General features: G+C 74.0%; 25 protein-coding genes. 16 read left to right on the forward strand and 9 right to left on the reverse strand.

The window, feature by feature from the left end:
• Positions 1-115 precede the first annotated feature (115 nt).
• The 3 genes from ABGB16_RS01940 to ABGB16_RS01950 form a co-directional block, all read right to left on the reverse strand.
• On the reverse strand, positions 116-784 hold the full coding sequence (locus ABGB16_RS01940; RefSeq protein WP_007072219.1) for a response regulator transcription factor: 669 nt from the start codon (positions 782-784) through the stop codon (positions 116-118).
• Positions 785-791: 7 nt separating this feature from the next.
• Positions 792-2,426: a sensor histidine kinase gene (locus tag ABGB16_RS01945; protein ID WP_347666254.1), complete on the reverse strand. Its 1,635-nt coding sequence runs from the start codon at positions 2,424-2,426 to the stop codon at positions 792-794.
• Between the two features lie 80 nt (positions 2,427-2,506).
• Entirely contained in the window at positions 2,507-4,321 is a 1,815-nt protein-coding gene (locus tag ABGB16_RS01950; protein ID WP_347666188.1) for a long-chain fatty acid--CoA ligase, read from the reverse strand.
• Positions 4,322-4,521: 200 nt separating this feature from the next.
• Here ABGB16_RS01950 and ABGB16_RS01955 point away from each other — a divergent pair, with 200 nt between their 5' ends.
• From ABGB16_RS01955 to ABGB16_RS01980, 6 genes are all read left to right on the forward strand, one after another.
• Positions 4,522-4,977: an SRPBCC family protein gene (locus ABGB16_RS01955; protein WP_347666189.1), complete on the forward strand. Its 456-nt coding sequence runs from the start codon at positions 4,522-4,524 to the stop codon at positions 4,975-4,977.
• A gap of 43 nt (positions 4,978-5,020) precedes the next feature.
• Complete coding sequence (locus ABGB16_RS01960; protein ID WP_347666190.1) at positions 5,021-5,695, forward strand: hypothetical protein; 675 nt, start codon at positions 5,021-5,023, stop codon at positions 5,693-5,695.
• Between the two features lie 78 nt (positions 5,696-5,773).
• Positions 5,774-6,721, forward strand: a complete 948-nt coding sequence (locus ABGB16_RS01965; protein ID WP_347666191.1) for an ROK family glucokinase — start codon at positions 5,774-5,776, stop codon at positions 6,719-6,721.
• A 10-nt stretch (positions 6,722-6,731) separates the two neighbouring features.
• The gene (locus ABGB16_RS01970; RefSeq protein ID WP_347666192.1) at positions 6,732-7,436 is read left to right on the forward strand and encodes an endonuclease/exonuclease/phosphatase family protein; all 705 of its coding nucleotides are present in this window, start codon (positions 6,732-6,734) and stop codon (positions 7,434-7,436) included.
• Between the two features lie 127 nt (positions 7,437-7,563).
• Positions 7,564-8,973, forward strand: a complete 1,410-nt coding sequence (locus ABGB16_RS01975; protein WP_347666193.1) for an NAD(P)-binding domain-containing protein — start codon at positions 7,564-7,566, stop codon at positions 8,971-8,973.
• 26 nt (positions 8,974-8,999) lie between these two features.
• Positions 9,000-9,794 carry an alpha/beta fold hydrolase gene (locus tag ABGB16_RS01980; RefSeq protein WP_347666255.1) on the forward strand — a complete coding sequence of 265 codons (795 nt, stop codon included), beginning with the start codon at positions 9,000-9,002 and terminating at the stop codon, positions 9,792-9,794.
• Positions 9,795-9,929: 135 nt separating this feature from the next.
• Here the strand turns inward: ABGB16_RS01980 and ABGB16_RS01985 are convergent, their stop codons facing one another.
• Both ABGB16_RS01985 and ABGB16_RS01990 read right to left on the reverse strand, forming a co-directional pair.
• On the reverse strand, positions 9,930-11,348 hold the full coding sequence (locus ABGB16_RS01985) for a trehalose-6-phosphate synthase (protein ID WP_347666194.1): 1,419 nt from the start codon (positions 11,346-11,348) through the stop codon (positions 9,930-9,932).
• 181 nt (positions 11,349-11,529) lie between these two features.
• On the reverse strand, positions 11,530-12,363 hold the full coding sequence (locus tag ABGB16_RS01990) for a DUF308 domain-containing protein (RefSeq protein ID WP_347666195.1): 834 nt from the start codon (positions 12,361-12,363) through the stop codon (positions 11,530-11,532).
• Between the two features lie 262 nt (positions 12,364-12,625).
• Between ABGB16_RS01990 and ABGB16_RS01995 the strand changes: the two genes are divergently transcribed.
• Entirely contained in the window at positions 12,626-13,336 is a 711-nt protein-coding gene (locus ABGB16_RS01995) for a lysophospholipid acyltransferase family protein (protein WP_347666196.1), read from the forward strand.
• Between the two features lie 7 nt (positions 13,337-13,343).
• Here the strand turns inward: ABGB16_RS01995 and ABGB16_RS02000 are convergent, their stop codons facing one another.
• Positions 13,344-16,886, reverse strand: a complete 3,543-nt coding sequence (locus ABGB16_RS02000) for an adenylate/guanylate cyclase domain-containing protein (protein ID WP_347666256.1) — start codon at positions 16,884-16,886, stop codon at positions 13,344-13,346.
• Between the two features lie 237 nt (positions 16,887-17,123).
• Between ABGB16_RS02000 and ABGB16_RS02005 the strand changes: the two genes are divergently transcribed.
• The gene (locus ABGB16_RS02005; protein ID WP_347666197.1) at positions 17,124-17,261 is read left to right on the forward strand and encodes a hypothetical protein; all 138 of its coding nucleotides are present in this window, start codon (positions 17,124-17,126) and stop codon (positions 17,259-17,261) included.
• Between the two features lie 196 nt (positions 17,262-17,457).
• Here ABGB16_RS02005 and ABGB16_RS02010 read toward each other — a convergent pair whose 3' ends face one another.
• Positions 17,458-18,150 (reverse strand): Crp/Fnr family transcriptional regulator, encoded by a 693-nt coding sequence (locus ABGB16_RS02010; protein WP_347666198.1) that lies wholly within the window; start codon positions 18,148-18,150, stop codon positions 17,458-17,460.
• A 248-nt stretch (positions 18,151-18,398) separates the two neighbouring features.
• Here ABGB16_RS02010 and ABGB16_RS02015 point away from each other — a divergent pair, with 248 nt between their 5' ends.
• The 7 genes from ABGB16_RS02015 to ABGB16_RS02045 all read left to right on the forward strand — a co-directional run bounded on the left by ABGB16_RS02015 (position 18,399) and on the right by ABGB16_RS02045 (position 22,995).
• Positions 18,399-18,896, forward strand: a complete 498-nt coding sequence (locus ABGB16_RS02015; protein WP_347666257.1) for a polyadenylate-specific 3'-exoribonuclease AS — start codon at positions 18,399-18,401, stop codon at positions 18,894-18,896.
• 79 nt (positions 18,897-18,975) lie between these two features.
• A complete protein-coding gene (locus ABGB16_RS02020; RefSeq protein WP_347666199.1) occupies positions 18,976-19,248 on the forward strand; it encodes a hypothetical protein in 273 nt (90 codons plus the stop codon).
• A 161-nt stretch (positions 19,249-19,409) separates the two neighbouring features.
• A complete protein-coding gene (locus ABGB16_RS02025) occupies positions 19,410-20,438 on the forward strand; it encodes a 6-phosphofructokinase (RefSeq protein ID WP_347666200.1) in 1,029 nt (342 codons plus the stop codon).
• Positions 20,439-20,510: 72 nt separating this feature from the next.
• On the forward strand, positions 20,511-21,329 hold the full coding sequence (gene proC, locus ABGB16_RS02030) for a pyrroline-5-carboxylate reductase (RefSeq protein WP_347666201.1): 819 nt from the start codon (positions 20,511-20,513) through the stop codon (positions 21,327-21,329).
• A gap of 172 nt (positions 21,330-21,501) precedes the next feature.
• Positions 21,502-21,852 carry a DUF2203 domain-containing protein gene (locus tag ABGB16_RS02035; RefSeq protein WP_347666202.1) on the forward strand — a complete coding sequence of 117 codons (351 nt, stop codon included), beginning with the start codon at positions 21,502-21,504 and terminating at the stop codon, positions 21,850-21,852.
• Positions 21,853-21,927: 75 nt separating this feature from the next.
• Positions 21,928-22,413 carry a GNAT family N-acetyltransferase gene (locus ABGB16_RS02040; protein WP_347666203.1) on the forward strand — a complete coding sequence of 162 codons (486 nt, stop codon included), beginning with the start codon at positions 21,928-21,930 and terminating at the stop codon, positions 22,411-22,413.
• 60 nt (positions 22,414-22,473) lie between these two features.
• Positions 22,474-22,995, forward strand: coding sequence for an HIT family protein (locus tag ABGB16_RS02045; RefSeq protein WP_347666204.1), 522 nt, complete (start codon positions 22,474-22,476; stop codon positions 22,993-22,995).
• On the opposite strand, the gene ABGB16_RS02050 is transcribed toward ABGB16_RS02045, so the two are convergent.
• A complete protein-coding gene (locus ABGB16_RS02050; protein ID WP_347666205.1) occupies positions 22,968-23,495 on the reverse strand; it encodes a deaminase in 528 nt (175 codons plus the stop codon). The genes ABGB16_RS02045 and ABGB16_RS02050 overlap by 28 nt on opposite strands.
• 338 nt (positions 23,496-23,833) lie before the next feature.
• Between ABGB16_RS02050 and ABGB16_RS02055 the strand changes: the two genes are divergently transcribed.
• Positions 23,834-24,637: an SGNH/GDSL hydrolase family protein gene (locus tag ABGB16_RS02055; RefSeq protein WP_347666206.1), complete on the forward strand. Its 804-nt coding sequence runs from the start codon at positions 23,834-23,836 to the stop codon at positions 24,635-24,637.
• 92 nt (positions 24,638-24,729) lie between these two features.
• Here ABGB16_RS02055 and ABGB16_RS02060 read toward each other — a convergent pair whose 3' ends face one another.
• Positions 24,730-25,218: a glutathione peroxidase gene (locus ABGB16_RS02060; protein ID WP_347666207.1), complete on the reverse strand. Its 489-nt coding sequence runs from the start codon at positions 25,216-25,218 to the stop codon at positions 24,730-24,732.
• Positions 25,219-25,368 lie beyond the last annotated feature (150 nt).

Below are 25,368 nucleotides of genomic sequence, written 5' to 3' on the forward strand. Positions count from 1 at the left end.
GGCCCGTGGTCAGGGCCGCCAGCGGCGCCTGAGCCGTCCGTCGCCGATGTCCCGTCGACCGGACCCGCCGGCCCGCGTCGAATCCCCCTGCCCGACGTGACCGGGCGAGGGGCCGTCAGAACTTCGGGGCGTCCGGGGCCTCCAGCAGGCCCAGTCGCAGCGCGGTCATCAGCGCCTGCGCCCGGTTGGCCGCGCCCAGCTTCTCGTAGAGCTTCGAGATGTGGGTCTTGGCCGTCGACTCGCTGACGAAGAGCTGCTTGGCGATGCCGGCCACGCTCATCCCGTCGGCGAGCAGCCGCAGCACCTGGCCCTCGCGGGGCGACAGCTGCGGGCCCGACGGGGCGAGCCGCCGCTTCATCGCCTCGGCCAGGTCGGCCGCGGTGAAGGCGCTGGGCGAGGAGGCGGCGTGCCGGGCGGCCGCCACCACCTCGTCGGCGGGGGCCGTCTTCGGCACGAACGCGCTCGCCCCCGCCTCCAGGGCCCCGAAGAGCTGGTCGTCGCCGGCGTACATGGTGAGCACGACGATGCCCATCGACGCGCTGGACTTGCGTAGCGCCCGGGTGGCCTCGAGGCCGCTGCCGTCGGGCAGCCGCAGGTCCATGATCACCACGTCCGGCTGGAGGGCACCGGCCTGCCGGACGCCCTCGGCGGCGGTGGCGGCCTCACCGACGACCTCGAACTGCCGGTCCCGCTCGAAGGCGTGCCGCAACCCCTTGCGAATGAGGTCGTGGTCGTCGACAAGGAGGACCTTGGTGCGGGTGGCCGGTGTGGGACTTGTGGTCATCCTCGCGTTACTCCCCTTCTGCTGCTGTGCTGCCGCGCACCTTATCGCGCCGGGGCGAGGAGCCGAGAACCACCGCCACCGTCGTCCCGGTGGGCTGTCGCGGCCTGACCTCCAACCGGCCCCGGATACGTTCCGCCCTCTCGGCCATGATCGCAAGACCGTAGCGCCCGTCCGGGCGCTGGTCGGGAATACCGTGACCGTCATCCGACACTTCGATCTGCGCGTACGGCGGGTCCACCTCGCAGGTCACCCACAGATTCGACGCGCCGGCGTGCTTGCGGGCGTTGGTGACGGCCTCCTGCGCGATGCGCAGCAGCTCCGCCTCCGTGGCCGCGGGCAGCCGCGCCGTGGACTCGTCCAGCGACAGGTGTACCCGCAGGCCGCCGGACGCGCCGACGGTGCGCGCGTACTCGGCGATCGCGGCGGCCAGGCCGCCCTGCCGGTCCACCTCGCTGCGCAGCTCGAACAGGCTCAGCCGCAGCTCGGTGATCACCCGGGTCACCTCCTGGCGCAGGGTGCGCAGCGACTCCGCGGTCTCCTCGGCGTCGTCGTGCACGGTGGCCAGCGCGTTGTCGATGCCGTACCCGACCATGACCAGCTCCTGGGCGACCCCGTCGTGGATCTCCCGGGCCAGCCGCTGCCGCTCCTCGTTGGTGGCCAGCGACCGCACCTCGTCGAACAGCAGCGCGGCCTCCAGGCGCAGCGCGGCCGGACGGGTCAGCGCGGTCACCCGGGACACCACCGGCGGCGGGTACGCGTGCGCCGCGTCCGCCTCCAGCACCACCAGCCCGACCGTGCGGACCCCGGCGATCAGCGGCACGATCAGCGCCGAGACGTCCCCGCCGGTGTGCGAGCGGGCCTGCGAGCGGGCCGCCGTCTGCGGCTGCTGGCTGGCCCAGGCGTCGGCGATCGCCGAGTCGGCGTCGAGCGTGGTCTCCCAGTCCACCCGGTCCACGCCCACCTGGGCGAGCACCACCAGCCGGCCGCCGCCGCTGGCGGACAGCACCGCCGCCCGGTCGGCCCGGGCCACCGCGCGCAGCTCCTCCAGCAGGTGCTCGGAGATGCCCCCGGGGTCGAGGGTGGCCCCGGGCAGCTGCCGGGCGACCGTACGCAGCTGGGTCAGCAGCCGGGTCGCCTCGGCGTACGGCTGGGGCTTGCCCTCGCCGCGCATCCGGATCACCCGGTGCAGCGTGCCGGCGGTGAAGAGCCCGAGCCCCGCCAGGATCAGCCACTGGGCGCAGACCGCGAGGTACCCGAGCTGGCCGAGCTGCCGGCCGCCGTCGACCTCGGTGAGCGCGGCGCTGAGCAGCAGGGTGGCGGCGGTGACGGCGAGCAGCGCGCCGCCCTCGCGGAACCGGCGGCGCAGCGCCGTCACGGTCACCGGGACGGCGAGGTACGGCAGCACGGCCGAGGCGCCGGCGCCGAGCCCGTCGACCGAGCCGCCGAGGGAGGACACGGCGGCGACCTGGCTCGCGGCCAGGCCCAGCACCACCACCTCCGCGAAGTGGCTGAGCGGGCCGAGCACCCGGTGCTGGGGGGCGAGCACGGCGGGCAGCCCGGCGAGGCCCAGCAGGGCGATCCACCAGAGCTGGCCGGCGTCGCGGGTCACGAACAGGGTCAGGGCGGCGACCAGCGCGAGCATGACCACCCGGGACGCGGCGGCGAGGGGCTGCGTGGGGGGCCGGGCGGGTGTCGAGGAGTCGGGCACGTGACGGATGGTAGTCAGCGTCGGTAGATGTCGGCGATCTCCGCCGCGTACGACTTGTGCACCACCTGGCGCTTGACCTTCAGCGAGGGGGTCAGCTCCCCGGTCGCCTCCGTGAAGTCGTGCGGCAGGATCCGGAACACCTTGATCGCCTCGGCCCGGGAGACCGACTGGTTGGCTTGGTCGATCGCGCCCTGCACCTCGGCGCGCAGCTCCTCGTCGTCGCGCAGCCGCTCGACGGGGGTGTCCTCGGGGCGGCCGCGCGCGGCCAGCCACGTCGGCAGCGCCTCCTCGTCGATGGTGACCAGCGCGGCGATGAACGGCTGCCGGTCGCCGACGACCACGCACTGGCTCACCAGCGGGTGCGCCCGGACCTGGTCCTCCAGCACCGCCGGGGCGACGTTCTTGCCGGCGGCGGTCACGATGATCTCCTTCTTCCGGCCGGTGATGCTGAGATAGCCGTCGGCGTCGAGCTGCCCCAGGTCGCCGGTGCGGAACCAGCCGTCCGGGGTGAGCGCCTCGGCGGTGGCCTCCTCGTTGCGCCAGTACCCCTGGAAGACCAGGTCGCCGGAGATCATGATCTCCCCGTCGTCGGCGATCCGGATGGTCACGCCGGGCAGGGGCCGCCCCACCGTGCCGATCCGGGTGGCGCCGACCAGGTTCGCGGCGGCGGCCGGGGCGGTCTCGGTCAGCCCGTACCCCTCCAGGATGTTCACCCCGATGCCGCGGAAGAAGTGGCCGAGCCGGGTGCCCAGCGGGGCACCGCCGGAGATGACGTCCCGGCACCGGCCGCCGAGGGCGGCCCGCAGCTTGCGGTAGACCAGCCTGTCGAACACCGCGTGCTGCACCCGCAGCGCCAGGCCGGGGCCGTTCGGCCGCTCCAGCGCCTCGCTGTACGCGACGGCGACCCGCTCGGCCCGGTCGAAGATCCTGCCCTTGCCGTCCGCCTCGGCCTTCTGCCGGGCCCCGTTGTAGACCTTCTCGAACACCCGGGGGACCGACAGCAGGAAGGTCGGCTTGAACTCCTGCAACTCGGCGACCAGGTGCTTGGTGTCGGCGCAGTGGGCCATCGTGGCGCGGGCCTGCACCACGCCGATCTGGATCAGCCGGGCGAAGGCGTGCGCGAGGGGAAGGAACAGCAGGGTCGCCGCGCCCGCGTTGAACAGGTTCGGCAGCACCGGCACCGCGTTGGCGACGTCGGCGTACAGGTTGCGGTGGGTCAGCACGCAGCCCTTGGGGCGGCCGGTGGTGCCGCTGGTGTAGATGATGGTGGCGATGTCGCCGGACCGGACGGCCCTGCGCCGCCGCTCGATCTCCGCCGGGTCGACCTCGGCGCCCGCCGAGACCAGCTGGTCCACCGCGCCCTGCTCGATCTGCCAGACGTGGGCGAGCTCGGGCATCCGGTCGCGGACCCCGGCGACGAGGGCGGCGTGGTGGTCGGTCTCCACCACGACGGCCACCGCGCCGGAGTCCTCGAGGATCCAGGCGGCCTGGTCGGCGCTGGAGGTCTCGTAGATCGGCACCGTGACCGCGCCGGCGGCCCAGACGGCGTAGTCGACGAGGGTCCACTCGTACCGGGTGCGGCTCATCAGGGCGACCCGGTCGCCGGGGGAGATCCCGGCCGCGACCAGGCCCCGGGCGACGGCGACGACCTCGTCGCGGAACTGCCGGCAGGTCACGTCGGCCCACGCCCGGCCCGGCTGGCCGACCGAGCCGGCGGGGCGGACGAACTGGACGGCGTCCGGGGCGGCCTCGGCGTTGTCCCAGACCGGGTCGGTGAGGTTGGCCGCGTCCCCGACGGTGACGATCGGCGGAACGGAGAACTCGCGCACCTGCACTCCTCGTGCTCGCACTGGCCGGGCGGGCGGGCCCCGGACGGGTCGGCTCCTTCGAAACCTACCCGCCCGGGCAGGTGGGGGCGGTACGAGGCTGACGGCCGGGTGCGGTGGGGTGGGGCCCGCCGGCCGCGGCGACCGGCGCGTGACGGGGGTGGAGCGGGGCGCGGACCACCCCCGCCGGGTAGCCTCCCCCCATGGCGGACTCCTCCACCCAGTCGATCGTGGTCGGCGCGTCACCGGACCAGGTGGCGGCGGTGATCTGTGACTTCGCGCGGTACCCCGAGTGGGCCGACGCGGTGCGGCGGGCCGAGGTGGTCGAGGAGTACGAGGACGGCTACGCCAGCCAGGTGGGCTTCACCATCGACGCCGGGGTGATGGCCGACGAGTACGTGCTCGCCTACGAGTACGCGGAGGACCTCACCCGCATCGAGTGGCACCTGGTCGCCCCGTCGAGGATGCAGCGCTCCCAGCGCGGGTCGTACGACCTGGTCGGCAACCCGGACGGCACGACCACCGTGACGTACACCCTGGAGGTGGAGCTGTCCGTCGGCATGCTCGGCATGTTCCGCCGCAAGGCCGAGAAAATGATCATGGATGCGGCGTTGAAGCAACTCAAGCGCCGGGTAGAAGAAGCCGGTGCGGCGCGGTGACGCGGCCGGCGGCGCCCCGGTCGTCACGGTAGAGGAGCCGACCATGGGGGGTACGGATCCGGGCACGGCCCGGGAGGAGGCCGAGCGGCTGGTCGCCACGGTGCTCGCGGCGGCCCGGCTGGCCGGTGCGGCCGGGGGCTCCGGCTCCGCGGCGGGGCCGTGGAGTGCACTGGGTGGGATCGTGTCGAGTGTTCTCGGTCACGGTGCCGGCGGCACCGGGCCGGAAAACGCCGGCGGGTCCGGCGGATTCGCCACGGGCACGCCGGAGTGCTGCGTCTGCCCGGTTTGTCGGGGTATCGCCGCCCTGCGCGACCCGAGCCCCGAATTCGCCGAGCGGCTGGCGACCGGGGCGGGGGACCTGGCGGCCGGCGTGGCCAGCCTGCTGCGCGCCTTCGCCTCGGCCGGGGAGCCCGCGTCGCACCCGGCGGAGCCCGCCACGGCGCCGCCGACGGCCGACCGGCGGGATCCGGCGGACGACCAGGTATGGCGCGAGGCCACCCGCACCCGGCATGATTCTCAGCCGGCACCGGAGCGGGACGTCTGGTCCGCCGCGACCCGACAGGCGGGCGCGGCCGCTCCCGGTGCCGTCGTGCCGCCCGCCGACGACGCCGGGCCGGACGCGCCGGGGCCCGCCCGGCCGCCGGCCGTCCGACCCGTGGTGCCCGCCTCCCGGGCACCCGGCGACGTCGGCGCGGACCCACCAGGCGACGGTGCCTGACCACCGGACATCCCGATCCACCCCGCGGCGGTCCGCCGTGACGGTGGCCGGGCAGCACAGCAGAGGGGAGTGGCAGCGGTGACGCTGACCATCGGAGTCGACGTCGGTGGCACGAAGGTGGCCGGCGGTGTCGTCGACGACACCGGCAGGGTTCTCGCGCAGGCCCGTCGGGACACCCCCGCCGACGACGTGGCCAAGACCCGGGACGTCATCATCGACGTGGTCACCGAGCTGGCGATGGGCCGGCAGGTCGAGGCCGTCGGTATCGGTGCCGCCGGCTGGATCGACGCCAGCCGCTCCACCGTCCTCTTCGCCCCCAACCTGGCCTGGCGCGACGAGCCGCTGCGCGCGTACGTCGGCAACGCCACCGGGCTGCCGGTGATCGTGGAGAACGACGCCAACGTCGCCGCCTGGGCCGAGTTCCGCTACGGCGCCGCCCGCGACGCCGACGACTCGATGGTCATGTTCACCATCGGCACCGGCGTCGGCGGCGGCATCGTGCTGGGCGGCGAACTGGTCCGCGGCGCCCACGGCATCGCCGCCGAGCTGGGCCACATGCTCACCGTCCCCGACGGTCACCTGTGCGGCTGCGGCCGGCTCGGGTGCATCGAGCAGTACGCGAGCGGCAGCGCGCTGGTCCGGTTCGCCCGCGCCGCCGCCCGGCAGGAGCCGCACCGGGCCACCCTCCTGCTGGAGTTGGCCGGCGGCGTGGCCGAGGCGATCACCGGCCCGATGGTGACCACCGCCGCCCAGCGCGGCGACACCGTCTCCGCCGAGGCGTTCGCCCAGGTCGGGCGCTGGCTCGGCACGAGCCTCGCCGACATGGCGCAGATCCTCGACCCGCAGGTGCTGGTCGTCGGCGGCGGCGTCATCGATGCCGGCGACCTGCTGCTCGGCCCGACCCGGCGGTCCTTCGCCGAGGCGCTGGCCCAGCGCCGCCGGCTGCCCGTGGCCGAGGTGCGCCCGGCCGAACTGGGCAACACCGCCGGCGTGATCGGCGCCGCCGACCTGGCCCGCCGGATCTGAGGCGGGCCGGGTGACGGAGGCCGCGGGCGTGCCGCTGCGCGTCCTGTCGTACAACATCCACAGCCAGCGCGACGATACGGCGGCGCTGGCGGCCGTGGTCCGCGAGGCCGCCCCCGACGTGGTGATCCTCCAGGAGGCTCCCCGGCGGTTCCGGTGGCGGCAGAAGTCCGCGACCCTGGCCGCGTCGTTCGGTCTGGTGGTCGCCGCCGGCGGGCTGCCCGCGCTGGGCAACCTCCTGCTGACGAGCCTGCGGGTGCGGGTGCTGGCCACCCGGTGCCAGCGCTACCCGCTCACCCCCGGCCGGCACATGCGCGGCGCCGCGTACGCCGAGTGCCGCGTCGGCGGCGCCCGGTTCCTGCTGGCCGGCTCGCACCTGTCCACCGACCCGGCGGAACGCCCGGGACAGGCCGCGGCGTTCAAGCGGGAGCTGGCGGCGGCCGACCTGCCCGTGGTGGCCGGCGCCGACCTCAACGAGGGACCGGGCGGCGCGGCCTGGCGCACGGTGGCCGACGGGCTGACCGACGCGGCGGCGGCGACGGGCTGCGTCGACCGGCACACCTGCCCGTGCGCGAGCCCGCGCGCCCGCATCGACGCGCTCCTCGTCGACCCGCGGATCACCGTGGTCGCCTACGACGTGGTGGACACCCCGCTGACCCGCCGCGCCAGCGACCACTTCCCCCTGCTGGCCGACCTGCGGCTGCCGACCGCCGGCTGACCGGCCCGGCGGGCCCGCGCCCGCCGTCGGACTGGACAAACCGGTCGGGTTGCGGGAAGGATTTCGCGCACGACCCGGCGGATACCCGCAGCGATCCGGCACCCGTGCCGCACGAAGGAGATATCCGGTGTCCCCCTCCACCGACCCCGGCCGCCCCGAGCCGGAAGCGACGACGCTCGCCCTGACCCGGGACGGCCGCCCGGTCTCCGACCGGGGCGACACGGTCTGCGTCATCGGGGCGGGGGCCAGCGGCCTGACCGCCGTGAAGAACCTCAAGGAGCACGGCTTCGGCGTCGACTGCTACGAGCGGGAGACCGGCGTCGGCGGCGCGTGGAACTGGCGACACGACCGCAGCCCGGTCTACGCCAGCACCCACCTGATCTCGTCGCGGCCGTTCACCCAGTTCCCCGACTTCCCGATGCCCGACGACTGGCCGGACTACCCGCACCACAGCCAGCTGCTGTCCTACTTCGAGCGCTACGCCGACCACTTCGACCTGCGGCAGCACATCTGGTTCGGCACCGAGGTGGTCCGGGTGGAACCGGTGGACGGCGACCGGTGGGACGTCACGACCCGCAGCACCGGCGGGTACGGCCCGGAGCGCACCTCCCGGTACGCCGCCGTGGTCGTCGCCAACGGCCACAACTGGTCGCCGAAGCTGCCGTCCTATCCGGGGCTGGAGGAGTTCCGCGGCGAGGTCATGCACGCCTCGTCGTACAAGGACCCGGCGCAGCTGCGCGGCAAGCGGGTGCTCGTCGTGGGCGCCGGCAACACCGGCTGCGACATCGCGGTCGAGGCGGCCCAGCAGGCCTCCCACTGCTGGCACTCCACCCGCCGCGGCTACTGGTACGCCCCGAAGTACGTCTTCGGCCGCCCCGCCGACCAGGTCAACGACTCGCTGGTCGCACTGCGGGTGCCGCTGCGCGTACGGCAGTGGCTCTACCACTGGACGCTGCGGCTGACCGTCGGCGACCTGACCCGGTTCGGCCTGCCCAAGCCCGACCACCGGGTGTACGAGACGCACCCGATCGCCAACAGCCAGCTGGTCTACTACGTCGGCCACGGCGAGATCACTCCCGTGCCGGACGTGACCCGGTTCCACGCCAAGGCCGTGGAGTTGGCCGACGGCCGGGAGGTCGACCCGGAGCTGGTCGTGTTCGCCACCGGCTACCTGCCGCGCTTCGAGTTCCTCGATCCGGCGCTGCTCGGCGACGTCGACGGCTCCGGCCGGCCCCGGCTGTGGCTCAATGCCTTCGCCCCCGGGCACCCGACGCTCGCCGTCGTCGGCCTGCTGCAGCCGGACTCCGGCGTGTTCACCCTGGCGCACTGGCAGGCCGTGCTCTTCGCCCGGCTGCTGCGGCAGCGCGTCACCCGGCCGGAGCGGGCCGCCGCGTTCGCGAAGCGTGCGGCGGCCGGCGTCGGGGAGCGGTACTCGGGCAGGGTCAAGGACAGCAGCCGGCACTGGTTCGAGGTCGGCCACGCCGACTACCTGCGCGCGCTCCAGCGCGCCCTGCACACCCTGGAGGGCGGCAAGTGACGACCCAGGCGCAGCTGCCGCGGATCATGCGTGGCCGGGAGTGGGCCCGCCCGGTCCGCCCGGCCCGCCGCGAGGTGCTCAGCGTGACGCCCGCCGTGGAGCAGGGCCGCCCGCCGCTGCTCTTCGTGCCCGGCTTCGGGCACGGCGCCTGGGCGTTCGCCGAGCACTGGCTGGAGCACGCCGCCACGCGCGGCTTCCCGGCGTACGCGTTGAGCCTGCGCGGGCACGGCGGCAGCGAGCCGGCGCCGGAGGCGACGCTGCGGGCGTACGCCCACGACGTGACGCAGGTGGCGGCGGGCCTGCCGCGCCAGGCGGTGCTGGTGGGGCACGGCGCCGGGGCCCTGGTGGTCCGGCACGCGCTGGCCCGCTACCCGGCCCGGGCGGCGGTGCTGGTCGCGCCGGTGCTCGGCGACTGGGGGACGCTGGCCACCGCGCTGCGCCGCAACCCCGTCGGCACCCTGCCCGCCCTGGTCGGCGGGCGGCTGCGGCTGAGCCGTCGGCAGCTGTTCAGCCGGGAACTGCCCGACGCCGACGCCCGCCGGTACGTCTCCCGGCTCGGGCGGGCCAGCCGGCGGGCGCAGTGGCAGCTGCTCACCCACCGCGCCCCGGAGCCGGCCGTGGGCGACCCGCCGGTGCTGGTGCTGGGCAGCCCCGACGACCGGGTGGTCCCGCCGGCCGCGCTGACCCGGGCGGCCCGGCGGCACGGTGGCGCCCCGCTGCTCTTCCCCGGCATGGGCCACGACCTGATGCTGGACGCCCGCTGGCGGGAGCCGGTCGACGCGATCCTCGACTGGCTGGAGAAGGAGCAGGCGCCGGCCTGAGCCGCCGCCTCATCCACCCGACGTCGCGGCATCCGCGCGGCGCGCATGCCGCCATGTCGGCGACGTCGCGGCATCCGCGCGGCCCGGATGCCGCCATGCCGCCGACATCGCGGCATCGGGCCGGCGGGCCGCGCGTCACCCAGTGCGGGTCAGGCGGGTCGGCAGCGAGTCGCCGTCGTCGAGGGCGCTGAGGTAGGAACGGGCCCAGGCGCGGATGTCGTTGGCGCGCAGGTGCGCCCGCATCGCCCGCATCCGGCGGGTGGCGTCGGCCGGGTCGGCCCGCAGCGCCGCGAGCAGTCCCTGCTTGAGCCCCTCCAGGTCGTGCGGGTTGACCTGGTACGCCTGCGGCAGCTCGGCCGCCGCACCGGCGAACTCGCTCAGCAGCAGCGTCCCGGTGTCGTCCACCCGGGCCGCCACGTACTCCTTGGCGACCAGGTTCATCCCGTCCCGCAGCGGGGTCACCGCCATCACGTCGGCGATCCGGTAGAGCGCGGCCAGCTCGGCCCGCTCGGGCGGCTGGGTCAGGTAGTGGATGGCCGGCTCGCCGACCCGGCCGAACTCGCCGTTGATCCGGCCGACCTGGTGTTCCACCCGGTCCCGCAGGATCTGGTACTGGCCGACCCGCTCCCGGCTGGGCACCGCCACCTGCACCAGCACCGTGTGCGGCACCTTGATGTGCCCGTGGGCCAGCAGCTCGCTGTACGCCTTGAGGCGCTGCTCGATGCCCTTGGTGTAGTCCATCCGGTCCACGCTGAGGATCACGTGGTCGGGGTCGCCGAGGTCCCGGCGCAGCCGCCGGGCCCGGGCCGCCACGTCGGGGCGGGCCGCCAGCGCGGCCATCTCGGCCGTGTCGATCGAGACCGGGAACGCGCCGACCCGCACCACCCGGTCGCCCACGTCGACCCGCCGGTCGGTCGCCGGCAGCTCCAGCACCTTCGCCACCAGTTGGGCGAAGTTGTGCGCGGCGTGGGCGCGCTGGAAGCCGATCAGGTCGGCGCCGAGCATGCCGCGCAGCAGCTCGGCCCGGCGGGGGAGCTGCATGAACAGCTCCGGCGGCGGGAACGGCACGTGCAGGAAGAAGCCGATCCGCAGGTCGGGGCGCAGGTCCCGGAGCAGGCCGGGGACCAGTTGCAGGTGGTAGTCCTGCACCCACACCACCGCGCCGGGCTCGGCCACCTCGGCGGTGGCGTCGGCGAACCGCTGGTTGACCCGCTGGTACGCCTCCCACCAGCGGCGGTGGTACTCCGGCTGCTCGACGGCGTCGTGGTACAGCGGCCACAGGGTCGCGTTGGCGAACCCCTCGTAATGGTCGCGCAGGTCGTCGGGGCTCAGCGGCACGGTGTGCATCCGTACGCCGTCGACGTCGGGCAGGCGCGGCGCCGGCCCGGTCCCGCCGGCCCAGCCGACCCAGGTGGCCGGGGTGTGCCGGAGGAGGGGGTGCAGGGCGCTCACCAACCCGCCGGGGCTGCGTCGCCACTCGCAGGCGCCGTCGGGCGCCACACTGTCGTCGATGGGAAGGCGGTTGGCCACCACCACGAGGGAACTCTGTCGCATCTCGGGCATTCCGATCAGCAGAGACCGACCGCCGCGAGCAGGGAAACCGGTCAGTCAGTGGGGTAAGTGACGTACAGCGGTATTCCTACTGACAGTAAGTTACACCACTGTCACGCCTGTCCGGCGCGGCGGGGTGGGGTGCCCGGACCCGGGCGGCGAAAGGCCGCGTCCTGCCTACCGCTCAGACCCGCGCGCCGTCGTCCGGGTCGTAGTCGTCGGAGTCGCCGGGGCGCAACCGCCAGATCAGCGTCACGAAGCCGGCGAGGATGCCGGTGAAGCCGAACAGGGTGACCACGGACGAGTCCACCGGCAGCAGCGAGGGCTTCAGGAAGAGCACGAAGCCGATGACGATGCCCAGCACGCCGACCACGGCGTACTTGGAGATCCGGGGCAGCGGGGGAGGCGGCGGCGGGGTGTACCCCTCGTCCGGGTCGTCGGGCAGGTCCGCGCCGAACGTGTCCAGCCCGTCCAGCAGCGAGGGCTCGTCCTGCCGGCCCCCGCCGACGGAGACGCCCGAGACGTCGGCGGCCCAGGGCAACCGGCGTACGTCGGTGGCCGTGGCGCCCTCGTCCGCGCCGGCCCGGCCAGTCGTCGCGTCCGGGCTCGGCCGGGCCGGGTCGTCGTCGATGTCCTCGGCGGCGGGCCACGGGGTCGCCCCCGCGGCGGGAGAGGCGTGGAAGGCGGCCACGATCCGTGCCCACTCGGCCTCCACGTCCGGCTCGTCGCGGGGCTGCTCGGCGGGGGTCTCCTCGGCCAGTTGGCTGAGGTAGTCGCGGGCCGTGGTCAGGTGGGAGCGGTCCACGTAGAGCCGGTCCACCGGCCGGGCCGGGACGGTGGTGGTGCGGGTGACCGGGTTCAGGTCGGCCGAGGGCTGGAGGTAGGCGGCGATGCCGCCGGCGGCCAGCACGTCGAGCAGGTGCTCGCCGACGCGGGGGTCCACGTCACCGGCGACGGCGTACTCGCTCGCGTCGAGCCCGTTGTCCCGCCGCCCCCGGCGGGCCCCACCCGCTGACACCGGACAACCTCCTCATCGCACCTGCCGGTGCGAATCCTCATGGCACCTTCCGGTGCGTCGCTCGTACGCCGTGCCCTGAATCGTGACACGTCGGGGCCCGGTTCCGGGAGTGCGTTGTGGCGTGCCGCTCCCGGTTCGTAGGCTCACACCTCGACAGTCCCCGCTCGCCGACGGCACCCGCGCGGGCCGCCGGGCGCGCCCCGTGGGCCCGGCACGGCCCCGGCCGCGGTGGCGTCGCCGCCACCTCTCGGGAAGGACACCGGTGCTGTACTGGCTGATGAAGTACATCATCCTCGGCCCGCTGCTGAGGCTGATCTTCCGCCCACAGGTCGAGGGGCTGCAGCACGTCCCCGACACGGGGCCGGTCATCCTGGCGAGCAATCACCTCTCCTTCTCCGACTCGATCTTCACCCCGCTGGTCGTCAAGCGAAAAGTCACATTCATCGCCAAAGCCGAGTACTTCACCGGTAAGGGGATCAAGGGCTGGCTGACGAAGATGTTCTTCGTCGGCTCCGGCACCATCCCCGTGGACCGCTCCGGCGGCCGGGCCGCGCAGGCGGCGCTGGACACCCAGCTGCGGGTGCTGCGGGCCGGCGGCATCGCCGGGATCTACCCGGAGGGCACCCGCTCGCCCGACGGCCGGCTCTACCGGGGCAAGACCGGGGTGGCCCGGCTGGCGCTGGAGAGCGGCGCCCCGGTCGTCCCCGTGGTGATGCTCAACCTCGACGAGATCCAGCCGCCCGGCAAACTGATCCCGAAGGTCGAGCGGGTCCGGATCCGCTTCGGCGCGCCGCTGGACTTCTCCCGGTACGCGGGGCTGGCGGCCGACCGGTTCGTCGAGCGCGCCGTCACCGACGAGATCATGTACGAGCTGATGGAGCTGTCCGGGCGCGAGTACGTCGACGTCTACGCCCAGAAGGTCAAGAACTCCCAGCCCGCCGAACCGCCCCCGCGCCAGCCCGTCGCCGTCTGAGGGCCGTTCACCCCGCCTCGGCGAGCCGCAGCAGCCCGGGGGCGCGGTTGCGGGCCGCGAACTCGCGTACCTCGGTCAGCGCCTCGGCCGCGGCCCGCGGGTCCACCTCGCGCAGCGTCGGCACGGCGAGGGCGGTCGCGATCATGTGATCGGTGGCGTCGCCCATCCGCCGGTAGCTCCGGGCCGCCGCCCGGAACAGCTCGGCGGCGGTCGCGGCGTCGCCGGCCGAGCGGGCCAGCGTCGCCTCCACCGCCTGCCCGGCGGCCCGCGCCCAGGGCGTCGTCCGGGGCGCGTGGGCCAGCAGGTCCCGGACCAGCCGGGCCGCCTCGTCGCCCAGCACCACGGCGACGTGTCCGACCGCCGGAACCCACTCGGCGAACGGGATCATCCGGGTCTTGCGCCAGTCGTCGTCCAGCTCGGTCAGCAGCCGCAGCGCCTCCTCGGCGCGCCCCTGCACCGCGCGGCAGAGCGCGGCGTGGGCCAGCGTCGAGCGCAGCACCCGGTGGAAGCCGGACCGCCGGGCCGCCGCCACCGCCCGCGCCACCTGGTCGGTCCCGGCACCCTGCTCCGGGGCGTCCGGTGCCGGTCCGGCCGCCGGGCGGCCCGCCGCCGGCTGCTCGGCCGTCGCCGGCTCCGGCTCCTCACGCAGCGTTCGCATCCAGCCGGACACGGCGACGATGTGCAGGTCCCACTCGGCGGTCGGTCGCCGGGTCGACTCGGCGACCAGTGCCGACGCCGGCCCCCACTCCCCGGCGTAGTACGCCCGGGCCCACTGGTCCTCGAAGCTCGTCGCCAGGCTGTGCTCCCCGCCGAGGTCCAGCGACTGTTGCTCGTCCACCAGCCGGGCCGAGCCGGCCAGGTCGCCCTCCTCCTGCAACGCCCAGGCCAGGTTGTGCACCGCCCGCCGGCGGCTGGTCAGCCGCTCCACCCGGCAGTGCTCGGTGATCTCCGTCAGCTCGGCGTACGCCTCGGCCATGCCGCACAGGTAGCGGGCGACGGCGAGGGTGATCCGGGCGCTCGCGCTGACCTCGTGCAGCTGGAGCCGTTCGGCCATGGCGGCCGCCGCCCGGGCCGCCGCGCACGCCGGTTCGGTCTCGGCGTTGAGCATGTGCACCCGGGCGAGCTCCAGCAGGGCCCCCGCCTTCTCCTCCGTGTCGGGCAGGTCGGCGTAGATGCCGATCGCCCGGTCCAGGCAGCGCAGCGTCTCGGCGCGGTCCGCCCGGCTCCAGGCGGCGGTGGCCAGCAGCGTCCACGCCCGGGCCGCGCCCGTCCGCTCCCCGGCCGCGCCCAGCCGCTCGGCCAGCCGGGTCAACGTGTCCGTCCCGCCGTCGACCAGGAACGCGTCGCCGTCGCGGTAGAACGCCAGCTCGGCCTGAAACAGCTCCAGCGCGGCGTCGGGTTCGCCGGCCAGGGCCAGCGCCCGACCCACCAGCGTGGCGGCGGTGTCCAGCGCGTGCAGCGCGTACGCCCGCCGGGCGGCGCGGTGCAGGGCGGCGCGGGCCGCCGGGGCGTACGGGCCGGTGTCGAGGCCGACCGTCCGGGCGATCTCGTGCGCCGCCCAGCGGTGGTTGGCCAGCACCTCCACGAGGTCGTGCTGCCGGCCGTCGCTCACCTGCTCCAGCCAGTCCGCGGTGCGTTGGTGGCGCAGCACCCGCTCGGCCCGGGGCAGCCGCTGGTAGCAGACGTCCCGCACCAGGATGTGCCGGAACCGGTACTCCTGCTGGCCGGGCAGGGTCGAGCTCGGCTGCTCGTACACCAGGTCCCGGCGTTGCAGCCGGTCCAGCGCCCGCTCGACCCACTCCACCGGCCGGCCCAGCGCGGTGGCCACCGGCCCCGGCCAGAACTGCACGCCGACCACGGCCGCGGCCTGGAGCACGGCCCGGTCGGACGCGTCGAGCAGGTCGAGCCGGTTGGAGATGACCGCCTGCACCGTCCGGGGCATGCCGGAGGCGCCGGCGGGGTCGGGGTGTCCGGCCGCCCCGGGGGCGCCGAGCAGCCCGCCGTCGAGCAGCATCCGGGCGTACTCCTGGGCGTAGAGCGGGTTGCCGTCGGCGAACTCGATCAGCGGCGCCCGGGACTCCGGCGGCAGCGCGGCCTGCCCGAGCAGCAGCGAGTACAGGGTGTCGATGTCGTCGTCGTGCATCGGCGGCACGGAGATCGACATCGTTCCGCTGATCGTCCCGGTCCACGCCGGGTGCCGCTCCCGAAGCTCGGGTCGGGCGGTGGCCACCACCAGCAGCGGCACCCCCCGCGCCGCCGCGCCCAACTGCTCGACGAAGGTGAGCATGGCCTGGTCGGCCCAGTGCATGTCCTCGAACACCAGCACCGTCGGCCCGGCCGCGGCGAGGCTGAGCAGGAACCGCCGCCAGGACGCCTCGGTCTCGCCCGGGGTGAGCCGCTCGCCGGGCAGGCCGATCAGCGGGCCGAGCGAGTCGGCCAGCCGTACGGCGTGCGGGTCGGCCAGCGCGCCCAGGCGCTGCCGCAGCCGGTCGCGGAACGCCACCGGGTCGTCGACGTCCGGCACGCCGACCCACGCCCGCACGATGTCGGCGAGCGCGGCGTACGTGACGTTCTCGCCGAACGGCGGGCACTGCCCGACCAGCCAGGTCACCGGCGGCCCGGGCAGGCTGGCGGCGTGCCGGGCCAGCTCCCGCAGCAGCCGGCTCTTGCCCACCCCGGCGGGGCCGAAGACGGTGACCAGTTGGGAGGTGCGCTCGTTCACCGCCCGGTGCAGGGCGTTGACCAGCAGGCCGCGCTCGTGCTCCCGGTTGACCATCGGCGTCAGCTCGGCGGCGCTCAGGTCCCGCTGCGGCAGGGCGCGGACGGCCAGCCAGATCCGGCTGACCGTGGAGCGGCCCCGCAGGGTGACCGGCGGCCGGTCGGCGTACTCCATGTCGTGTCGGGTGGCGGCCCAGGTGCTCTCGTCGACCACCACCCCGCCCGGGGGCGCCAGGGACTGCAACCGGGAGGCGGTGTTCACCACGTCGCCCGTGACGAACCCCTGCCCGCCGTCGCGGGCGGCGGCGAGGTCGACCAGCGCCTCGCCGGTGGCGATCCCGACCCGGAACCCGAGCGGCGGGTGCGGGCCGGCGGGCTGGCGGGCGAGGTTGCGCTGCAGCTCCAGCCCCGCCCGGACGCAGCGCAGCGCGTCGTTGTCGGTGGCCACCGGTGCCCCGAACAGCGCCATGACCGCGTCGCCGATGTACTTCTCGACCACCCCGCCGTACTGGTGCACCAGCCGGCGCACCGTCGCGAAGTAGCGCTGCTGGAGGCCGCGCGCCTGCTCCGGGTCGGCCCGCTCCGCGTATGTCGTGAAGTCGACGATGTCGACGAACAGCACGCTGACCTGCCGGCGGTCCTCCTGCACCGCGACGGGCCGGTCGCGCAGGGGCTGCCCGCAGCTGGTGCAGAAGTTGGCCTCGGCCCCGTTCGGATGCCCGCAGTGCGCGCATCCGCGGGTCAATGCCTGACCGCAGCCGCCGCAGAAGCGGTCGTCCGGACCGGCTTCGCGTGAGCAGTGTCCACACTTGAGGTCGATGGTCGGCTCCAGAGCGCGAGGTCAACCGAGTATCCCGCCGCCGCCGCTGAGTCGGCTACCCGATAACCGGGCGGTCCCTGCGGCTGATCGGGCGAGGGCTAACCTTCCACTCAGGAAATGCATCGTCAGGAGAGTGCCGTGCACGTACGACTGTCCGCCGAGTGGACGGACCAGCGGGGGACCGTGTGGGCCCCGGGCGACACGGTTGACGTCGACGCCGTCACTCTCGCCTCACTGGAGGAGCTAGGCATGGTAGAGACCCCGGACGGCCAGGGCACCGCCCCGGCCGAGGGCACGAGCACGACCACCACGACGACGGACACGACCGACCCGAAGAAGATCGGTCCCGGCCCGGGCGCGCCGCCGGCGGACGACTCGGGCAACTGAGCGGTCGCTGGACGACGAACGGGGCCGGTGGGTACGCCCACCGGCCCCGTTCGTCGTCCCGTCCCGGCCGTCCCCGCTTCGTCGATCATGACCTTGACGGCGACTCCGCTCGCCGTCGTCACCGCCAAGTCCATGCCCGACCCGACCCGACCCGACCCGACCCGGGGCGGGGCGGGGCGGGGGTCGGAGGCGGGAGTCAGCGGTCGTTCATGCCCGCGCGGCGGCGCAGCGCCGCCACGTCGGTGACCACGATCCGGCGGCCCTCCGTCCGCAGCCAGCCCCGGCTGGCGAAGGACCCGATGGCCTGGTTGACGCTCTGCCGGGAACCGCCGGCCATCTCCGCGAGCTGGCTCTGGTTCAGCTCGATGGTGATCATCGGCGCCTGGCTCTCGCCGGCCAGCCGGACCAGCGTCTTGGCGACCCGACCGGGCAGGTCCAGGAAGACGTGGTCGGCGTTCTGCTCCGTCAGCCGGCGGATCAGGCCGCCGAGCGACCGCATCACGGCGTCGAGGATGCGCGGGTTGGAGTGCACCAGCTCCATGAAGGCGGGGCGGGACAGCGCGAGCGCGGCGCAGTCCTCGATCGCCTCGGCCGACGCCGAGCGGGTGGAGGCGTCCAGGAGGGAGACCTCGCCGAGCACGTCCGGCGGTCGGATCACCGTCAGCACCGCCCGCTCCCCGGTCGGGGCCGTGCGGAACACGGCCACCGCACCCCGGCGCAGCACGATGAGCGACTCGCCCGGGTCGTTCTCGACGAAGAGCAGTTGGCCCTTGCGGTACGTGCGCGGCACCGCCGCCGCGATCTCCCGCTGGCGCACCTCCGGCTCGAGTCCGGCGAACATCTCGACGCCCGTGAGCGCGTCACCAGGCTCCGGCAGGCGAACCTCCACGGCCCAACCCCTCCCCGGTCAAGGATCACAACTCGCAGCCGGGTGAACCTGACAGCCCCCGGTACGAGGTTCTGAACCGGCTCGGCGTCCGGTAGCGGTACACATCAGATCATGACTGCCCGGTGGCGTGCTGTACACCCCTGGAGACACTTCCGTGACAGTCGCGACCTGCGGCGGAGGGCGTCGGCCGGCGCGCGGCGAGGCCCCGGCCGACGGTGGGTGGCCCCGGTGGGCGAGGATGGCGGGTGATGGTCTACCGCTACTTCTACGACTGCGAGTTCGTCGAGGACGGACGCACGGTCGACCTCGTGTCGATCGGCGTCGTCGACGAGAACGGGCGCGAGTTCTACGCCGTGTCCACGGAGTTCGACGACTCCCGCGCCGTGCCCTGGGTGCGGCGCAACGTCCTGGACAAGCTCCCCTCGCCGGCCGACCGGTCCTGGCGGTCGCGGGAGCGCATCCGCGACGACCTCTACGAGTTCCTGGTCGAGCCGATCCGCGGTCGGCCGGACGAGGAGCTGGAGCTGTGGGCCTGGTACGCGGCGTACGACCATGTCGTGCTGGCCCAGCTGTGGGGGGCGATGCCGGCGCTGCCCCGGGAGATCCCGCGGTTCACCAAGGAGCTGCGGCAACTCTGGGACGACCGGGGCCGGCCGAGGCTGCCGCAGGCCGCGGCGGCCCGGCACGACGCCCTGGTCGACGCCCGGCACAACCTCGCCCGCTGGCGCGCGATGACCGCCCGCTGACGTCGGCCCGCCGTCGGGAGGTTTGACCCGATCCCTCCCGGGCACCGGATCGACGTCCAGCCGATCGAGGGGTATCCCGATGAGCAGTGAGCGGGCCCGCGCCGCCGACGCCCGGCGCCGGGTCACCGAGCTGGTCCGCGCCGCCCGGACCTGCGTGCTGGTCACCTTCGGGCTCGACGGGCGGCTGACCGGCCGGCCGATGGCGCTGCAGGGGACGGAGTTCGACGGCGTCTCCTCCGTCGCGTTCTGGGCGGCGCCGGACGGCCCCCGGGTGGACCTGCTCGACCCGGACGCGGGGCCGGTCCTCCAGCGGCGGCCGAGGCCCGGGGAGAACCGCGAGGCGGGATTCTGAGCAGTGGGCGACCGCCCGGGGCGCGCGGGCGGCGTGCCGGCGCGGCGGCTACAGTGCGCACTGACGGCCCGCCCCGGGCCGGCAACGACGCCGATGGTCTGATCTGACAATATCCTGGGGCAAATCGGGCTTTACCTGATGCTCAGGAGGTCGAGCAGATCATGCGTATCGGCGTGCTCACCGGCGGCGGCGACTGCCCGGGTCTGAATGCGGTAATCCGGGCGGTGGTCCGCAAGGGCGTCGCCAGCTACGGCCACGAGTTCGTGGGATTCCAGGACGGCTGGAAGGGTCCGCTGGAGGGCCTGTCCAAGCCTCTGGGTATCGCCGAGGTGCGGGGCATCCTGCCGCGGGGCGGCACGATCCTCGGCTCCTCCCGGACCAACCCGTTCAAGATCGAGAACGGTGTCGAGCGGATCAAGGACAATCTCGCCGCGCAGGGCGTGGACGCGCTGATCGCGATCGGCGGCGAGGACACCCTCGGCGTCGCCACCAAGCTGCACGAGCTGGGCGTCCACGTCATCGGCGTGCCGAAGACGATCGACAACGATCTCGGCGCGACCGACTACACGTTCGGCTTCGACACCGCCGTGAACATCGCCATGGAGGCGATCGACCGGCTGCACACCACCGCGGAGAGCCACCACCGCACCCTGGTCGTTGAGGTGATGGGCCGGCACGCCGGCTGGATCGCCCTGCACGCCGGCCTGGCCGGCGGCGCCAACGTCATCCTGCTGCCGGAGCGGCAGTTCGACGTCGACCAGGTCGCCGGCTACGTCGAGAAGCGCTTCCAGCACCAGTACGCCCCGATCGTCGTGGTCGCCGAGGGCGCCCAGCCGCTGGACGGCCAGATGGTGCTGCACAACCAGGAGCTGGACGCGTTCGGCCACGTCCGCCTCGGCGGCATCGGCCAGTGGCTGGCCGAGCAGCTGGAGGCGAAGACCGGCAAGGAGGCGCGGACGGTCGTGCTGGGCCACATCCAGCGCGGCGGCACCCCGACCGCCTTCGACCGGGTGCTCGCCACCCGCCTCGGCCTGCACGCCATCGACGCGGCGCACGAGGGCGACTGGGGCAAGATGGTCGCCATGCAGAGCACGGACATCGTCCGGGTTCCGCTGGCCGAGGCGACCCGCGAGCTGAAGACCGTGCCGCTGGAGCGGTACGCCGAGGCCGAGGTCTTCTTCGGCAGCTGACCGACGGCGGCGGCGAGGCGGCCCCGAGCGGTCCGCCGCGCCGCGCCCGAACCCGGAAGGGGTACGGCGGAAATGTCACCCGCAGTCCACACGGTCGCGGTGATCGGGGCCGGCAAGATCGGCGAGCTGGTGCTCTCCGGGCTGCTCCGCTCCGGCTGGCCGGCGGAGCGGCTGCTCGCCACCGCGCGGCGGCCCAGCCGCGCCGAGGAGCTGGCCGCCCGGTACGGCGTACGGGTGGTGGACAACCTCGCCGCGGTGGACGAGGCGGAGGTGCTCGCCATCTCGGTCAAGCCCCAGGACGCGGCCGGGTTGCTGGACGAGATCGGTCCCAAGGTGCCGGCCGACAAGCTCGTGATCTCGCTCTGTGCCGGCCTGCCGACCACCTTCTTCAGCCGCCGGCTGCCGGCGGGCACCCCGGTGGTCCGGGTGATGACCAACACCCCGGCCCTGGTCGACGAGGCGATGAGCGCCATCTCGGCCGGCGTCCACGCGACCGGGGCGCACCTGGCGCTCGCCGAGGAGATGTTCAAGCCGCTCGGCGCCACGATCCGGGTCCCCGAGTCCCAGCAGGACGCGGTGACCGCCCTCTCCGGGTCCGGGCCGGCGTACTTCTACCTGCTGGTCGAGGCCATGATCGACGCGGGGATCCTGCTCGGTCTGCCCCGCCAGGTGGCTCACGAGCTGATCGTGCAGACCGCGATCGGCTCGGCGGTCATGCTGCGCGACTCCGGCGAGCATCCGGTCAAGCTGCGCGAGGCGGTCACCTCGCCGGCCGGCACCACCATCTCCGCGGTGCGGGAGCTGGAGAACCACGGCGTCCGCGCCGCCATGCTCGCCGCGCTGGAGGCCGCGCGCGACCGCGCCCGCGAGCTGGCCGCCCAGTCCGGCTGATCCGGCGTACGCGGCGACTCCGCGTCGCACGTTGCCGTGTCGCGCGGTCAGGGATGCGTACACCTTCGCGGATGTTGTGGCGTGCCGCCGCCGGGAGGGCGCAACTTCCGCGAAGTTGTGGCGTCCCGGCGCGGGGGCGTCGCGTTCCCGCCGGGTGGCCCATACTGGCGCGGTGTTCACGCTCGCCCAGGCCCGTCACCTCGTGGCCACCCTGCACCCGCGCATCGACGAGCTGATCCGGCTCCGGGCCGACCTGACCGAGCTGCGCGCAGACCTGGCCGGCGGGCGACCGAGCCCGCTCGGCGGCCTGGCCGAGGGCAAGGGCCTGGAGGCGCGGCTGCACGCGGTCGTCGAGGAGCTGCGCGAGCACGACATCCAGATCAAGGGCCTCGCCCCGGTGCTGCTCGACCTCCCCGGCGAGCGCGACGGCCGTCCGGTGCTGTGGTGCTGGCTGGAGGGGGACGCCGACGTGAGCTGGTACCACCGGGCCGACTGCGGCTTCGCCGGCCGCCGCCGGGTGTGAAGAGGGCTCGGCGCCTCCGGTAGAGCTCACATCCCGTTTCCCGGGACGCGGCGGCGCCGGGTACCGTCTGCGGTCGTGATCCAGGTGCGTCGCGCGGTCGTCGGGGACGCGGCCGAGATCGTCCGGCTGCGCGGTGTGATGCTGGGGTCGACGGACGGGGTCGAGCCCGAGCCGGGGCCGTGGCAGGACGCCGCCCGGCGGACGCTGCGCGAGCGGCTGGCCGAGCCGCAGGACGCGATGGGCGTCTTCGTCGTCGACAAGCCGGACCGGCCGGGGGAACTGGCCGCCTGCGCGGTCGGGACGATCGACCGCCGGCTCGGCGGCCCGACCAATCCCACCGGCCTGACCGGGTACGTCTACAACGTGGTCACCGAGGCGGGGTACCGGCGGCGGGGATACTCGCGGGCGTGCCTGGAGGCGCTGCTGGGGTGGTTCGCCGCGCGCGGGGTGCGGAAGATCGACCTGCGGGCGTCGGCGGAGGGGGAGCCGCTGTACCGGTTGCTCGGCTTCGTGGCCACCTCCGGCCCGACGATGCGCCTGACCCTCCCACCGGCCGACTGACTCCGGTCCCGGCCGCGAGCGGCCCTCCCGGCGCGGGCCGCGGGGACTATCGTCGCCTCAGTGAGCGATCTCGACGATCCCGCGCCGATGGACCTCGTCGGCTATGCGCGGCGCGTGCGCGACGGGCCGTGCTTCGTCTGCGCCTTCCTGGCGGGCGAACCAGGTTACGAGCACGTGTTGTTGTACGACGATGGCGCCCACGTCGCGTTCCTCAACCGCTATCCCACGCTGCCCGGGTACGCGCTCGTCGCACCGCGGCGGCATGTGGAGGACGTGGTGGGCGACCTGACGCCGACCGAGTACCTGGCCATGCAGGCCGTGGTACACAGGATCGCCCGAGCCGTCGCCGAGGCGCTCCAGCCCGAACGCACCTATCTGCTCTCGCTGGGCAGCATGCGGGGCAATGCCCATGTGCACTGGCACGTCGCGCCGCTGCCACCCGGGGTGCCGTACGAACGGCAGCAGTATCACGCTCTCATGGCCGAGAACGGCGTCCTGCGGTACTCGCAGAAGGAGCTCGAGGAGCTCAGCGTACGTGTTCGTGCCGCCCTGGATCAGCTCGGCGAGGACGAGGCGTCGTGAGGAGCCGCGTCCGCCAGGCTCTGCGCCCAGCGCCGCATCCCGGACTCGGCAGCGGTCAGACAGTACCGGCGGAACAGTTCCCGACTCCGGTCTCGAAGGATGCCGCCGACCACCTGCGGAGCGGCGAGCCAGGGCGCGTCGGCACCCGGCCGCCAGTGCGCTGCGATCCCCGCGCCGCCGTCGCCGGGTGATTCCAACGCGTAGTAGACCTCGCTCACGCCCAGGGTCATCGCCGCCCCGAGGCACATCACGCAGGGCTCCAGGTTCACCGCCAACCGCAGGCGCCCTTGTCGTCGACCCCAGCCCAGCGCCTCGTCCGCCGCTGTCATCGCCAACAGGTCGGCGTGCACCAGTCGGCGGCCCCGCGACTTCTCCTGGGTGAACGCTCGGCCGACGATCTCCTCTCCGAGGACGACGACGGCGCCGATGGGGAGTTCTCCAGCCACCAGCCCCGCCTCGGCGACCTCCAACGCGGCGGCGACCATCTCGACCGGTGTCACACGCCGAACCTAACGAGCGACACCCTGAAGGGCCACCACGGCCTGCGCTCCCCGTGCTACCGCCGGGACGGCGACCGGAAGCAGGTCGGCGCACTGGCGCACAGCCGCCGTCCCGTCGTACGTGGCGAGCTCCGTCGGCACGTGGGCGCGCATCCGGGGCAGCTCCACAGTGTCCCGTCACCACACCCTCCCTCGGGCGCCGTTCGCCTTTCGTGACTCTGGACGGATAGGCGCCGATACGCCCGTATCCGCCCCTACCGAATATCGGTGATCTTCCATGGGGGACGCATATAGTGATATCTATCTCGCACCAACACTTCCCACCCCAGGAGTGCGACGTGCGGAAATCCCGTCTCGTTACCCTCGCCGTGAGCCTCGCGGCCTCCGTCGGCGCCACGTTCGCGCTGGCCGTCCCCGCCCAGGCGGCCGCCACCGACCGCTACGTCGCGCTCGGCGACTCGTACGCCTCCGGCGTCGGCGCCGACAACTACACCTCCGAGAGCGGCGCCTGCCAGCGCAGCAACAACGCGTACCCAGCGCTGTACAACACCAACATCAGGCCCGCCTCGTACCGCTCGGTCGCCTGCTCCGGCGCGACCACCACGGACGTGATCAACAACCAGCTCTCCGCGCTGTCCTCGACCACCACGCTGGTCAGCATCACCATCGGCGGCAACGACGTCGGCTTCGCCAACATCATGACCACCTGCGTCCTGTACGGCGAGACCGAGTGCGTCGCCGCGGTGCAGGCCGCGGAGAACAAGGCCCGGGCCGAGCTGCCCGGCAAGCTGGCCAACGTCTACAACGGAATCAAGACCCGCGCACCGTCGGCGCGCGTGGTGGTCGTCGGCTACCCGGTCTTCTACCAGCTCGGCACCTTCTGTGTCGGGCTCAGCGCCACCTCCCGCGCGAAGATCAACGAGGGCATCAACCTGGTGGACGACATCATCCGGACCGCCGCCACCTCGGCCGGCTTCAAGTTCGCCGACGTCCGGTCGATCTTCGTCGGCCACCAGCTGTGCAGCTACGGCGAGAAGTGGCTGCACGCCCTGAACTACCTGAACATCGGCATCTCGTACCACCCGACCGCGGCCGGCCAGGCCGGCGGGTACTACCCGGTCTTCCGCTCCGTCGCGGGCTGACCGGGCCGGCCTCGCGCCGGTGACCGCCGGGGCCGCGCCGCCTAACTCAGGCCGGCAGGGCCTTCTCGACCGCCGGGGCCGCGCCGCCTAACTCAGGCCGGCAGGGCCTTCTCGACCGCCGCGCGCAGGTCCGGGTCCTCCGGCGGTACGGGCGGGGCGAACCGGGCCGCCACCGTGCCGTCCGGGGCGACCAGGAACTTCTCGAAGTTCCACCGCACGTTGCCGGTGTGGCCCTCGGCGTCCGGGGTGGACACCAGCTCCGCGTAGAGCGGGTGCCGGTTCGGGCCGTTGACGTCGACCTTCTCCGTCAGCGGGAAGGTCACGCCGTAGTTGACCTGGCAGAACTCGCCGATCTCGGCGGGGGTGCCCGGCTCCTGGCCGGCGAACTGGTTGCACGGCACGCCGAGCACCACCAGGCCCCGGTCGGAGTACGCGTCGTGCAGGGCCTGGAGGCCGGCGTACTGCCGGGTGAGGACGCACCGGGAGGCCACGTTCACCACCAGCAGCGCCCTGCCCCGGTACGCGCCGAGGTCCGCCGGACCACCGGTCAGGGCGTCGATCTCGATGTCGAAGACGGTCATGGGCCGAGGCTACCCACCGGTGCCGGCCGGCGGTCGGATCCGAGCGTTCACAAAGATCGACGTATGTACATCTTGACGAAGTGGTGACGACGTGAGTAGCGTCTCAGCAATCCTTTTGGAAAGTTTCCTAACTATTGGGGGAGGTGCCAC

The sequence above is a fragment of the Micromonospora sp. B11E3 genome, assembly GCF_039871625.1.
Classification (GTDB): Bacteria; Actinomycetota; Actinomycetes; order Mycobacteriales; family Micromonosporaceae; genus Micromonospora.

Bases quoted from the DNA above. Each gene is read 5' to 3' on its own strand.
- ABGB16_RS02005 (WP_347666197.1), top strand. From the start codon at position 17,124: ATGGTAGAGACCCCGGACGGCCAGGGCACCGCCCCGGCCGAGGGCACG.
- ABGB16_RS02020 (WP_347666199.1), top strand. From the start codon at position 18,976: ATGAGCAGTGAGCGGGCCCGCGCCGCCGACGCCCGGCGCCGGGTCACC.
- ABGB16_RS01940 (WP_007072219.1), bottom strand. From the start codon at position 784: ATGACCACAAGTCCCACACCGGCCACCCGCACCAAGGTCCTCCTTGTC.
- proC (WP_347666201.1), top strand. From the start codon at position 20,511: ATGTCACCCGCAGTCCACACGGTCGCGGTGATCGGGGCCGGCAAGATC.
- ABGB16_RS02060 (WP_347666207.1), bottom strand. From the start codon at position 25,218: ATGACCGTCTTCGACATCGAGATCGACGCCCTGACCGGTGGTCCGGCG.
- ABGB16_RS01945 (WP_347666254.1), bottom strand. From the start codon at position 2,426: ATGCTCGCGCTGGTCGCCGCCCTGACCCTGTTCGTGACCCGCGACGCC.
- ABGB16_RS01960 (WP_347666190.1), top strand. From the start codon at position 5,021: ATGGGGGGTACGGATCCGGGCACGGCCCGGGAGGAGGCCGAGCGGCTG.
- ABGB16_RS01980 (WP_347666255.1), top strand. From the start codon at position 9,000: ATGCGTGGCCGGGAGTGGGCCCGCCCGGTCCGCCCGGCCCGCCGCGAG.
- ABGB16_RS01955 (WP_347666189.1), top strand. From the start codon at position 4,522: ATGGCGGACTCCTCCACCCAGTCGATCGTGGTCGGCGCGTCACCGGAC.
- ABGB16_RS01985 (WP_347666194.1), bottom strand. From the start codon at position 11,348: ATGCGACAGAGTTCCCTCGTGGTGGTGGCCAACCGCCTTCCCATCGAC.
- ABGB16_RS02015 (WP_347666257.1), top strand. From the start codon at position 18,399: ATGGTCTACCGCTACTTCTACGACTGCGAGTTCGTCGAGGACGGACGC.
- ABGB16_RS02025 (WP_347666200.1), top strand. From the start codon at position 19,410: ATGCGTATCGGCGTGCTCACCGGCGGCGGCGACTGCCCGGGTCTGAAT.